Source organism: Burkholderia cepacia GG4 (genome assembly GCF_000292915.1).
Taxonomy (GTDB): domain Bacteria; phylum Pseudomonadota; class Gammaproteobacteria; order Burkholderiales; family Burkholderiaceae; genus Burkholderia; species Burkholderia cepacia_D.
In genome coordinates, this window is record NC_018513.1 from 2738971 (window position 1) to 2751518 (window position 12548).

The window sequence follows — 12548 nt, forward strand, 5'->3', positions numbered from 1 at the left end:
GACCAAGAACAACGCCATGACCCCGACCTTCAAGGACAAGATTGCCCGCGCACCGAAAGCGGAACTGCACATCCATATCGAAGGCTCGCTCGAGCCCGAACTGATTTTCGCGCTCGCGCAGCGCAACGGCGTAAAGCTCGCGTACGACTCGATCGACGCGCTGCGCGCCGCGTACGCGTTCACCGATCTGCAGTCGTTCCTCGACATCTATTACGCCGGCGCGAGCGTGCTGCTGACCGAGCAGGATTTCTACGACATGACGGCCGCGTACTGCGAGCGCGCGCTGGCCGACAACGTCGTCCACACCGAACTGTTCTTCGACCCGCAGACGCACACCGAACGTGGCGTGCCGATCGAAACGGTGGTGGCCGGAATCGACCGCGCGCTCGCCGATGCCGAGCAGCGCGGGCTGTCGAGCAAGCTGATCCTGTGTTTCCTGCGCCACCTGTCCGAAGAGGACGCGCTCGCGACGTTCGAATCCGCATTGCCGCTGTTCGAGCGCTATCGCCATCGGCTGATCGGCGTCGGCCTCGACTCGTCCGAACTCGGCCATCCGCCGACGAAGTTCGCGCGCGTGTTCGAGAAGGCGCGCGCGCTCGGGCTGAAGCTCGTCGCGCATGCGGGCGAGGAAGGCCCGCCCGCCTACATCTACGAAGCGCTCGACGTGCTGAAGGTCGACCGGATCGACCACGGCGTGCGCAGCATCGAGGACGCGGCGCTCGTCGAGCGTCTCGCGCGCACGCGCACGGCACTCACCGTGTGCCCACTGTCGAACCTGAAGCTGTGCGTGTTCGACGACATGGCGAAGCACACGCTGAAGGCGCTGCTCGACCGCGGCGTCGCGGTGACGATCAATTCCGACGATCCGGCCTATTTCGGCGGCTACGTCAACGACAACTACTTCGCGACGGTCGACGGGCTGCAACTGACGGACGCCGAAGTCCACACGGTAATCCGCAACGGCTTCGAGGCGTCGTTCGTCAACGCGGCGCAACGCGATGCGCTGATCGCGCGTCTCGATACGTACTGGCAGGCCGCGTGACAGCCGGCATCGAGGTTCGCTAGACAGATGAAACACCGCAACGACATCCGCTTCGCGACGACCGGCTCGGCCCCGCGCCGCGCCGGCCGCATGCGCACACCGCGAGTGCACGCCCGCTTGGCGACGGCGTGGTGCGTCGTCGCTCGCCGAAGCCCGTCGTTGCGGCTCGTCGTGCGGTTCGCCGCCGCGCCGGTCGCGATTGCGATCGCGATCGCAATCGTAGTCGCAATCGCGGCACCGTCAGTCGGCAACCATGCGATGGCGGCCGCGGCCGCCACGCTCGCGTGCGCAATCGCAGCCCGCGACGGCGCCTTCGCGCCGCACTGCATCGCGCATGCACGGGCAGCGCCATCCATGCCGTCGCCCGCGCGACGCCGACCGTTTTCTTCTGTTCGCCTTACCTTGATGCAGGACCATTCGTCATGACGCAAACCGCTTTTCGTTCCCAGCTGCTGACCTTCAACGGCGACCCGGCGCAGTCGAGCCAGGCCGCGAACTACGAGACCGACGGCCTCCTGGTCGTCGATGACGGCAAGGTCGTCGCGGCCGGCCCGCATGCACGGCTCGCCGCGACGCTCGCACGCGACGCGGTCGTCCACGACCTGCGCGACAAGCTGATCGTGCCCGGCTTCATCGACACGCACATCCACTATCCGCAGACGGACATGATCGCGTCGCCGGCACCCGGCCTGCTACCGTGGCTCGACAAGTACACGTTTCCGACCGAGCGCCAGTTCGGCGACCCGGAACATGCGCGCGAAGTCGCCGACTTCTTCGTCGACGAACTGCTCGCTTGCGGCACGACGAGCGCGCTCGTCTACTGCACCGTGCACAAGCAGTCGGCCGACGCGCTGTTCGCGGCGAGCGACGCGCGTGACCTGCGGATGATCGCGGGCAAGGTGCTGATGGATCGCAACTGCCCCGAGTTCCTGCGCGACACGGCGCAATCAGGTTATGACGACAGCGCGGAGCTGATCGATCGCTGGCACGGCAACGGCCGCCAGATGTACGCGCTCACGCCGCGTTTCGCGCCGACCTCCACCGAGGCGCAGCTCGAGGCGTGCGGCGAACTCGCGCGCCGCCATCCGGACGTGTTCGTGCAGAGCCACGTCGCGGAAAACGTCGATGAAGTGAAATGGGTCGCCGAGCTGTTTCCCGGCCACCGCAGCTATCTCGACATCTACGATCGCTACGGGCTGCTGCGTCCGCGCGCGGTGTACGGCCACTGCATCCACCTCGACGACGAGGACCGCCGCCGAATGGCCGAAACCCGTACCGTCGTCGCGCACTGCCCGACGTCGAACTTCTTCCTCGGCAGCGGGCTGTTCGACTTCGACAAGGCCGGCGAATACGATGTGCCCGTCACGCTCGCCACCGACGTCGGCGGCGGCACGTCGTTCTCGATGCTGCAGACGATGAACGAGGCGCACAAGGTCGCGCGGCTGTCGGGCCACCACCTGACCGCAACGCGGATGTTCTGGCTCGCGACGGCCGGCGCCGCGCAGGCGCTCGACCTCGCCGACACGGTCGGCACGCTCGCGCCGCGCACCGAAGCCGACTTCGTCGTGCTCGACCCGCAGGCCACGCCGCTGCTCGCGCGCCGCACGAAGCGCGCGGATTCGCTCGAGGAACTGCTGTTCGCGTTCGCGCTGCTCGGCGACGACCGTGCCGTGTACCGCACGTACGCGGCCGGCCGGCTGGTGCACGAGCGCGGTGCGGCACGCCGCGCCGCCGCGGCCGCGTAACTGCCGCGCCCTTGCCCCGTCCTGCTGCGGCGTTCGCCGCGGCACGGCCGAATTCGCAGCGGGTGCTGCGCGCGCCGTGCTAGAATTCGCCGCTCATTGGGGAGTAGCCGCTCCGCTCGATGTCCCGCGCCCCCGGCGCGCATCGTGACGGAGGCGTCCGTCAACAGACTTGGCCGTACGGCCATGGCGGACGCAGCCACCGAGGCCTGGCGAGACCGATGGTTCACTGCGCGCCGCATCAGGGCCCGGCGCGCGGTGGATCGTCGCTCGCACGCACAACACCGGCCCGTGGAATCCCATCCGTGACCCAAGCCTTCCTGATCTCCACCGGCGCCGTCGCCCTCGCTGAAATCGGCGACAAGACCCAACTGCTTTCCCTCGTGCTGGCCGCGCGCTATCGCAAACCGGTGCCGATCATCCTCGGCGTGCTCGTCGCGACGCTCGTCAACCACGGCTGCGCCGGCGCGCTCGGCGAATGGCTCGGCGTGCTCGTGACGCCGTCGATCATGCGCTGGGCGCTCGCGTTCTCGTTCATCGCGATGGGCCTGTGGATCCTCGTGCCGGACAAGCTCGACGCCGACGAAGCCAATGCGAACCGCTCGCGGCTCGGCGTATTCGGCGCGACGCTCGTCGCGTTCTTCCTCGCGGAAATGGGCGACAAGACGCAGATCGCGACCGTCGCGCTTGCCGCGCGCTTCCAGGACTACATCGGCGTCGTGGCCGGCACGACTTTCGGGATGATGCTCGCGAACGTGCCCGCGATCCTGCTGGGCGACCGTTTCGCGCACCGCCTGCCGACGAAGCTCGTGCACGGCATCGCGGCCGTACTGTTCGTCGTGCTCGGCGCGCTGGCGTTGCTGGGCGTCGGCGTGTGACGCGCGGCTGCAGGCGGCGCGGCCGGGCGGCCGCGCCGATGTGGATGTCGCGTTACTTCGCGACCGCCGCGCCGGAGGCCGGCGCCGCCGGCACCGCACGCTCGTTGGCAGCCGGCGCGGCCGGCCCGCCGCGCTTGTCGACCGGCAGCCGCACGGTGCGGATCACGCCGTTCGACAACGGGAAATCGGCGAGCGCGCTGCGCGCGAGGAACGGCATCGCATACAGCAGCGCACCGTTGTCGCCGGTGGTACGCGCGGTCACGTTGTAGACCTCCTTGCCGGTCGCGCGCTCGGTGATCCGGATGCCGAGCGTGTAGTCGAACACCTGGTACGTTTGCGCGACATAGCCCGCGGGCATGCCGCCCCATGGCCCCCACGGGCCCCACGGCCCGCCCCGCCAGTACGGCCCCGGCCCCATGAACCACGGGTCGTAGTAGACCGGCTGCGGCACCGTCACGAGATCGCTGCCGACCCCGTAGGTCAGCCCGACCAGATAGCGCGCCTGCGCGGGCGGTACCTGCCGGAACGCATACGCGGACAGCTCGTTCGCGACGATCGGCTCGTAGGTCGACTGCTCGATGCTGTGCTTCTGCGCATCGGCGCGCGTGAAAGCGTAAGTGCGTGTCGCGTCGCTGCCGCTCCAGTCGGAGAAGGCCGTAACCTGTGTCGTCACGTAGCTGGTGCAGCCCGTCAGCAGCGCCACGCACAGCACCGCCACCCAGCCCGCACCGCGTTGTATCCATTCGCGTTTCATGTCGATCCTCGTCGATCCGTCACCCGTTCGTCGCACCGCGCGAACCGCACGGGATGCCGATAATACGCGGACTGCCGGAACCGGTAAAAAGTTCGCACGGCACGCAGTCGCAAGCCTTTGTACAATGGGCCGGTTCGCCCAGCCCGTGCTGCGGGCCCGATCCCCACTCCATCGATCTCGACGACCATGTCCGACAACGCTTCCTCCACCGTGATCCGCCGCGCCGACTACACGCCGCCGGCCTTCCTCATCGATTCCGTCGCACTCGAATTCGATCTCGCGCCGGCCCGCACGATCGTCAGGAATACGATGCGCGTGCGCCGTAATCCGGACGCTGCGCCCGCCCCGCATCTGGAGCTGATGGGCGAAGCGCTCGAATTCCTCGGCGCGCAGCTCGACGGCGCACCGTACGGTGCGGTGCGCGCGCACGAACACGGGCTGACCGTCGAAAACGTGCCCGATGCGTTCGAGCTCACGCTCGACAGCGCGTGCGCGCCGGACCAGAACACGACGCTGTCCGGGCTGTACGTCTCGAGCGGCAACTTCTTCACGCAGTGCGAGGCCGAAGGCTTTCGCCGCATCACCTACTTCCTCGACCGCCCCGACGTGATGGCGTCGTACACCGTCACGCTGCGCGCCGACCAGGCCGCGTATCCGGTGCTGCTGTCGAACGGCAACCTGGTCGACTCGGGCGAGCTGCCCGACGGCCGCCACTTCGCGAAATGGGAAGACCCGTTCCGCAAGCCGAGCTACCTGTTCGCGCTCGTCGCGGGCAAGCTCGTCGCGATCGAGGAAAAGATCACGTCCGGCTCGGGCAAGGAAAAGCTGCTGCAGGTCTGGGTCGAACCGGCCGATCTCGACAAGACCCGTCACGCGATGGATTCGCTGATCCATTCGATCCGCTGGGACGAGAAGCGCTTCGGGCTCGAGCTCGATCTCGACCGCTTCATGATCGTCGCGGTCGGCGACTTCAACATGGGTGCGATGGAGAACAAGGGGCTCAACATCTTCAACACGAAGTACGTGCTGGCGAACCCCGAGACCGCGACCGACACCGACTTCGCGAACATCGAATCGGTGGTCGGCCACGAATACTTCCACAACTGGACCGGCAACCGCGTAACCTGCCGCGACTGGTTCCAGCTGAGCCTGAAGGAAGGCCTGACGGTGTTCCGCGACCAGGAATTCTCGGCCGACATGGCCGCGGGCGACGACGTCGAATCGGCAGCCCGCGCGGTCAAGCGCATCGAGGACGTGCGCGTGCTGCGCCAGCTGCAGTTCGCCGAGGATGCGGGCCCGATGGCGCATCCGGTGCGTCCGGAAAGCTATGTCGAGATCAACAACTTCTACACAATGACCGTCTACGAGAAGGGCTCGGAAGTCGTGCGGATGTACCAGACGCTGTTCGGCCGTGACGGGTTCCGCAAGGGGATGGACCTGTACTTCAAGCGCCACGACGGCCACGCGGTCACCTGCGACGACTTCCGTCATGCGATGGCCGACGCGAACGAGCGCGATCTCGCGCAATTCGAGCGCTGGTACAGCCAGGCCGGCACGCCGCGCGTGTCGGTGCGCACCGCGTACGACGCGGCCGCGCGCCGCTATACGGTCACGCTCGCGCAGGGGTACGGTGACGCATCGCCGGCCGCGCGCGAGACACAGCAGGGGCCGCTGCTGATTCCGTTCGCGATCGGCCTGATCGGCCGCGACGGCCGCGACCTGCCGTTGCGTCTCGACGGCGAAGCCGCCGCCTCGGGCACGACGCGCGTGCTCGACTTCACCGCGGCCGAGCAGACCTTCACGTTCGTCGACGTGCCGGAACAGCCGCTGCCGTCGCTGCTGCGCAATTTCTCCGCACCGGTGATCGTCGAATACGACTACAGCGACGACAACCTCGCGTTCCTGCTCGCGCACGACAGCGATCCGTTCAACCGCTGGGAAGCCGGCCAGCGCCTCGCCACGCGCGCGCTGCTGACGCTCGCCGCGCGTGCCGCCGCGAACGAATCGCTGACGCTCGGCGAGAACTTCGTCGCCGCGTTCCGCCGCGTGCTGACCGACGAGAGCCTGTCGCCGGCGTTCCGCGAGCTCGCGCTGACGCTGCCGTCGGAAACCTATCTGGCCGACCAGATGGCCGAAGCCAACCCGGCCGCCGTGCATCGCGCGCGCCAGTTCGTGCGCCGCCAGCTCGCGACCGCGCTGCGCGCCGACTGGCTCGCCGCGTACGAGCAGCACCAGACGCCGGGTGCGTACGAGCCGACGCCCGAAGCGTCCGGCCGCCGCGCGCTGAAGCACCTCGCGCTCGCGTATCTCGCCGAACTCGAGGATCCGGCCGACGCCGTGCGCATCGCGACCGCGCAGTACGACGCGGCGAACAACATGACCGATCGCGCAGCCGCGCTCGGCGCGCTGCTGTCCGCCGCGGCCTCGGGCGCGAACGACGCGGCCGGGCGTGCGCTCGACGATTTCTACCGTCGCTTCGAGAACGAAGCGCTCGTGATCGACAAGTGGTTCGCGATGCAGGCCGCGCAGCGCGGCACGGCGGCCCAGCCGACGCTCGCCAAGGTCCGCAAGCTGATGGCGCATCCCGCGTTCAACCTGAAGAACCCGAACCGCGCACGCTCGCTGATCTTCAGCTTCTGTGCGGCGAACCCCGCGCAATTCCACGCGGCAGACGGCTCGGGCTACGCGTTCTGGGCCGAACAGGTGCTCGCGCTCGACGCGATCAACCCGCAGGTCGCCGCGCGCCTCGCCCGCTCGCTCGAACTGTGGCGCCGCTTCACGCCGGCGCTGCGTGACCGGATGCGCGAAGCGCTCGAGCAAGTCGCCGCCGGCGCGAAATCGCGCGACGTGCGCGAGATCGTCGAGAAAGCGCTCGCGTAACGCACGCGATCGCATCGCGCTCCCGCGCGACGAAGCCGGCGCCGCACCGTTGCGGCGCCGGCTTTTTTATTGCACAAGGCACCGTCGGGGTCAGGGCCCGGCCGCAGTTCAACCGCCCGGATGTCCCGCCGCCACGGCACGTACCCGGAGCGCGGCGCACGCCGGAACCCGGTCGACGCGGCCACCCGGCCGTGTAACCGGACGAAAAAAGCCGGCGGGTCGGGAGGCGCGCCGGGTAAAATTGCGGCAATTCAAGGATTCTTTGGCCTTTCGGAGTCTGTCATGTCCATTGCCCGCCGCACCACGCTGTCCAAGTTCCTGATCGAGCAGCAGCGTGAGACCAACAACCTCCCCGCCGACCTCCGCCTGCTGATCGAAGTCGTCGCCCGCGCGTGCAAGGCGATCAGCTACAACGTGTCGAAGGGCGCGCTCGGCGACGCACTCGGGACCGCCGGCAGCGAGAACGTCCAGGGCGAAGTGCAGAAGAAGCTCGACATCCTGTCGAACGAGATCCTGCTCGACGCGAACGAATGGGGCGGCAACCTCGCCGCGATGGCATCGGAAGAAATGGAAACGTTCTTCCCGATTCCCGCGAACTACCCGCGCGGCGAGTACCTGCTCGTGTTCGATCCGCTCGACGGATCGTCGAACATCGACGTGAACGTGTCGATCGGCACGATCTTCTCGGTGCTGCGCTGCCCGGACGGCAAGCTGGCCACCGAGGAATCGTTCCTGCAGCCGGGCACCGAGCAGGTCGCGGCCGGCTACGCGGTGTACGGCCCGCAAACCGTGTTCGTGCTGACGACCGGCAACGGCGTGAACTGCTTCACGCTCGACCGCGAAGTCGGTTCGTGGGTGCTCACGCAGAGCAACATGCAAATCCCGGCCGATACGCGCGAATACGCGATCAACGCATCGAACGCACGCCACTGGTACGAGCCGGTCCAGCGCTACGTCGACGAGCTGAACGCTGGCAAGGAAGGCCCGCGCGGCGACAACTTCAACATGCGCTGGATCGCGTCGATGGTGGCCGACGTGCACCGGATCCTGAACCGCGGCGGCATCTTCATGTACCCGGCCGACAAGCGCACGCCCGATCGTCCGGGCAAGCTGCGCCTGATGTATGAAGCGAACCCGATGTCGTTCATCGTCGAACAGGCGGGCGGCGCCGCGACGACGGGCACGCAGCGCATCATGGAAGTGCAGCCGACCGGCCTGCACCAGCGCGTGCCGGTGTTCCTCGGTTCGAAGAACGAAGTCGAGCGCGTGACCGGCTATCACAACGAAGGCAAATAAATTTGCACTGCAGCACTAGACGAAGGTGCGAGACGTCAGTACAATCGCGCCTTCGCGATGTGGCCCTGACGGGCTGCATCGCAGTGAAGTGAAAGCGGGAAGTCCGCCGGATCGATGGTTTCGCGAAGCAGCAGCAGCAAGCTGAAAAAAATTCGCAAAACCTATTGCCAAGATCTCGGATTTCACCATATAATTTCATTTCTCTGCTGCCGGTGTAGCTCAGTTGGTAGAGCAGCGCATTCGTAATGCGAAGGTCGTAGGTTCGACTCCTATCTCCGGCACCAAGATATAAAGGCCTGATAAGCATCGCTTATCAGGCCTTTTCTCTTTTCCGGCCACGCTACCGACACACGTCATCGTGCGCCCGTCCGCTTCCCGTCTCCGCACCGCTTCCGCTTGCGGGCATCCCCCGACTCCCGCGCCACGCGCCGCCGATTACAATCGCCGGACCACCCGGCCCTCCTTCAGCATCATGCGCACCTGGCGTCTCGAGCGACCGAATCTCAGCGGACAACTGGACGTGTCGCACGCGACCAGTCTCGTCGCCGCGATCGGCGGCAGCGAACCGAACGCGTTCGCCGCGGAAATCCTCAAGCTGTTCGACGACGCTCTGTCCGTCACGCAGTGCACGATCTTCGCGTACGAGTTCGGCAACCGGCCGCGCACCCTGTCGGTCGCCGATCATCGCGGCGGCCGCTACCTGCGCGACGTCGCCGATACCTATGCGCGGCATTTCTATGCGCTCGACGGCAACCAGAAGATCGTCTCGGCTGCAGGTCGCGGCACGCACCGCCGCGATGTGCTGCTGCATCAGCAGGCCGGCGACGAAATCGGCCACGACGCGTATCGCGCGGCCTGCTACCGCGGCCCCGACGTATCCGATCGCCTCGCGTTGCTGATGCAGCCGAACGACTCGACCTGGCTGTCGATCAACCTGTATCGCGCGCATCGCAGCGGCGCGTTCCAGCCACGCGAGATCGCGGCCATCGAAACGCTCGCGCCGCTCATCGCGCAGGCCGCGCAGCATCACTACGCGCTCGCCGGCTCGACACAGATCGGGATCCCGCAACTGATGCTCGCGCGACTGCGCGGCGCGTGCCCGACACTGTCCAAGCGCGAACTCGACGTGCTGCGCGGCGTGCTCGAAGGCCAGACCGCGCACGAGATTGGCGAGACGATCGGCGTGAAGGCATCGAGCGTCGTCACCTACCAGAAGCGCGCGTACCGGCGTCTCGGCATCTCGAGCCAGCGCCAGCTGTTTGCGCTGTGCCTGCAACCCTGAACTGCGCCGGCCGATCCTGAACGCGTCCGGGTAAATCCCGGGCCGCCGACCGCCGTTCGCTGTACCCGGAATGGGGACAGCGGTATTCGACACGGCTTCCATACTGCATCCGACCTGCCGCACACATCGCATCATCGATGCGTGCGCGTATGACCACCGCAACCTGGAAGCCAACGATGGGCATCGAATTCAAGCCATATCCGTTCGTCGCCGCGCGCCATCCTGCGCACCTGCCGACCTGCAGCGACGGTGTCGATACGCAGCGGCACCGCGTCGCGATCGTCGGCGGCGGGCCGGTCGGCCTCGCTGTTGCGCTCGGCCTCGCCAACCACGGCATCCGCAGCGTGCTGCTCGAAGCCGACGATTCGGTTTGCCACGGCAGCCGCGCGATCTGCATCTCGCGACGCAGCCTCGAGATCATCGAGCGGCTCGGCGCGCTCGACGATTTCCTGCGCGTCGGACTGCCGTGGAGCGGCGGGCGCAGCTTCTATCGTCACGACGAAGTGCTGCATTTCACGATGCCTCAGGACGAGAACCAGAAGCTGCCGCCGATGGTGAACATCGCGCAGTACCACATCGAGCAGTTCCTGCTCGATGCCGCGCTGCGCCGCCCCGAACTCATCGAGATACGGTGGCAAACGAAGGTCGCGGGCGTCACGCGGCACACCGACGGCGTACGCATCGACGTCGATACGCCGCTCGGCGGCTACGCACTCGACGCCGACTGGGTCGTCGCGAGCGACGGCGGGCGCAGCACGATGCGCGATGCGCTCGGCCTGTCGCTTCATGGCACAAGCTACGAAGGCCGCTACGTGATCGTCGACATCGCGCTCGACAGCGACCGGCCGACCGAGCGGCTCGCGTACTTCGACCCGGCGTCGAACCCCGGCTCGACGGTGCTCGTTCACAAGCAGCCCGACAACGTATGGCGGATCGACTATCAGCTGCGCGACGACGAGGATCCCGAAGCGGCCGTGAAGCCCGAGAACGTGATCCCGCGCGTGCAGAACCTGCTCGACATGATGGGCGAGCGCGGCGACTGGTCGCCGATCTGGATCACGATCTACAAGGCGAACGCGCTGACGCTCGAACGCTACCGGCACGGCCGCGTGCTGTTCTGCGGCGACGCCGCGCATCTGGTGCCGATCTTCGGCGTGCGCGGCGCGAATTCGGGTATCGACGACGCCGACAACGTCGCGTGGAAACTGGCGTACGTGATCCGCGGCCTCGCGTCGGATGCGCTGCTCGACAGCTATTCGGACGAGCGCGTGTTCGCAACGCACGAGAACCTGCGCTACGGCACCAAGAGCACCGAGTTCATGGCGCCGCCGTCGTTCGCATTCGAACTGATGCGCAAGGCCGTGCTGACGCTCGCGGTCCGGCACCCGGCGTTGCGTTCGCTGATCAATCCGCGCCAGACGTCGGCCATCGCATATGCCGTGTCGCCGCTCAATGCGCACGAGCGCGATGCATTTTCGGCAGGGCCGGCGCCGGGCACGGTACTCGCGGAAGGTCCGCTGATGCTGCAGGCGTCGCACGACACGGGCAACGACGACGGCACGCGTCGCGGCCACCTGACCGATCTCGTCGGCCCGCGCTTCACCGCGTTCCGCTTCACGAGCGACGGCGCGCCCGACCCGTCGTTCGCCGAGCTCGAGCGACACCTGCGCGACGCCGGAATGCCGTTCGCGCTGGTCACGCTCGCGCGGCACGCGACGCCGCAACAGCCGGGATGCAGCGGCTACGATGCCGACGGCCGGCTGTTCGACCTGTACGGTGCGCACGACGGCACCGTCTATCTCGTGCGTCCGGACGGGCACGTGCTCGGCCGCTGGCACGTTGCGTGCGCCGCCGACCTGAGCGCCGCACTCGAACGTGCGCTCCACCCGCGCACGTCAGCCGATCTTCAGGAGAACGCATGATGACCGACACCGAACGCGACATCCTCTACACCGACCTGTGCCGCACGATGACCCGCATCGGTGAAACCGACGCATCGCTCTTTCTCGCCCGCTTCGCGCTGCTGGCGATCGAGACGATCGGCGACGCCGCGACCGTGACCCGACTGATTGCCGACGCCGGCGACTGCCTGCCCGATACGGGCGCCCCTGCACCGATGCACGAACGATGACGCGAGACGCGTTGCCGAGCTGCCGCCGACGCTTTCTTACAGAATCATTTCGCCACTCATCCTATGCGCGCGCCGCGCCGTAGGCAGACGAATCCCCTGGAAAAACCCGTTAAGGGTGCATAACATTACTTAACGATTCCGACCCGTCTATCGCGTTACATTGCGTGGGCGGCGCGGCGGGTCGCACCGCCGCCCTCATGCAGCTTGCGGCGAAGCAGCCGGCGTCCGGTCATTTCGACTCAATACAAGGAGAGGATCACCATGACTCATGGCTTGATTATGTGGCTCATCATCGGCGCGATCGCCGGCTGGCTGGCGGGCCTGCTCGTCAAGGGCGGCGGGTTCGGCCTGATCGTCGACATCATCGTCGGCATCGTCGGTGCGGTCATCGGCGGCTGGCTTGCCGGCGTGCTCGGCATCCACCTCGGCAGCGGCTTCATCGGCTCGGTGATCGTCGCGGTCATCGGCGCCGTGATCCTGCTGTTCGTGATCCGGCTATTCAGGCGAGCGGCCTGACGATCTTCTCGCGCGCCTTCGGGCGCG

General features: G+C 67.2%; 11 protein-coding genes, 1 tRNA gene and 1 riboswitch. Of the genes, 11 read left to right on the forward strand and 1 reads right to left on the reverse strand.

Annotation, left to right across the window (positions count from 1 at the left end; translation table 11 throughout):
- Positions 1-16 precede the first annotated feature (16 nt).
- From GEM_RS12445 to GEM_RS12460, 4 genes are all read left to right on the forward strand, one after another.
- A complete protein-coding gene (locus GEM_RS12445) occupies positions 17-1042 on the forward strand; it encodes an adenosine deaminase (RefSeq protein WP_014897754.1) in 1026 nt (341 codons plus the stop codon).
- A 27-nt stretch (positions 1043-1069) separates the two neighbouring features.
- Complete coding sequence (locus GEM_RS12450; protein ID WP_041490539.1) at positions 1070-1468, forward strand: hypothetical protein; 399 nt, start codon at positions 1070-1072, stop codon at positions 1466-1468.
- The gene (guaD, locus tag GEM_RS12455; RefSeq protein ID WP_014897755.1) at positions 1465-2787 is read left to right on the forward strand and encodes a guanine deaminase; all 1323 of its coding nucleotides are present in this window, start codon (positions 1465-1467) and stop codon (positions 2785-2787) included. The genes GEM_RS12450 and guaD overlap by 4 nt, the downstream gene beginning before the upstream one ends.
- An 86-nt stretch (positions 2788-2873) precedes the next feature.
- Positions 2874-3011: riboswitch (yybP-ykoY riboswitch) on the forward strand.
- Positions 3012-3089: 78 nt separating this feature from the next.
- Positions 3090-3662 carry a TMEM165/GDT1 family protein gene (locus tag GEM_RS12460; protein WP_014897756.1) on the forward strand — a complete coding sequence of 191 codons (573 nt, stop codon included), beginning with the start codon at positions 3090-3092 and terminating at the stop codon, positions 3660-3662.
- A gap of 52 nt (positions 3663-3714) precedes the next feature.
- On the opposite strand, the gene GEM_RS12465 is transcribed toward GEM_RS12460, so the two are convergent.
- The gene (locus GEM_RS12465) at positions 3715-4416 is read right to left on the reverse strand and encodes a DUF4136 domain-containing protein (protein ID WP_014897757.1); all 702 of its coding nucleotides are present in this window, start codon (positions 4414-4416) and stop codon (positions 3715-3717) included.
- Between the two features lie 186 nt (positions 4417-4602).
- Between GEM_RS12465 and pepN the strand changes: the two genes are divergently transcribed.
- The 7 genes from pepN (at position 4603) to GEM_RS12500 (ending at position 12521) form a co-directional block, all read left to right on the forward strand.
- Positions 4603-7296, forward strand: a complete 2694-nt coding sequence (pepN, locus tag GEM_RS12470) for an aminopeptidase N (protein WP_014897758.1) — start codon at positions 4603-4605, stop codon at positions 7294-7296.
- Positions 7297-7578: 282 nt separating this feature from the next.
- Positions 7579-8592 (forward strand): class 1 fructose-bisphosphatase, encoded by a 1014-nt coding sequence (locus GEM_RS12475; protein WP_014897759.1) that lies wholly within the window; start codon positions 7579-7581, stop codon positions 8590-8592.
- 208 nt (positions 8593-8800) lie between these two features.
- Positions 8801-8876, forward strand: a tRNA-Thr gene (locus GEM_RS12480).
- 188 nt (positions 8877-9064) lie between these two features.
- A complete protein-coding gene (locus GEM_RS12485) occupies positions 9065-9874 on the forward strand; it encodes a helix-turn-helix transcriptional regulator (RefSeq protein ID WP_014897760.1) in 810 nt (269 codons plus the stop codon).
- A 176-nt stretch (positions 9875-10050) separates the two neighbouring features.
- Entirely contained in the window at positions 10051-11796 is a 1746-nt protein-coding gene (locus GEM_RS12490; RefSeq protein ID WP_014897761.1) for an FAD-dependent oxidoreductase, read from the forward strand.
- A complete protein-coding gene (locus tag GEM_RS12495; RefSeq protein WP_014897762.1) occupies positions 11793-12005 on the forward strand; it encodes a hypothetical protein in 213 nt (70 codons plus the stop codon). Before GEM_RS12490 ends, GEM_RS12495 begins: the two co-directional genes overlap by 4 nt.
- A gap of 261 nt (positions 12006-12266) precedes the next feature.
- On the forward strand, positions 12267-12521 hold the full coding sequence (locus GEM_RS12500; protein ID WP_014897763.1) for a GlsB/YeaQ/YmgE family stress response membrane protein: 255 nt from the start codon (positions 12267-12269) through the stop codon (positions 12519-12521).
- The last annotated feature ends 27 nt before the right edge of the window (positions 12522-12548 follow it).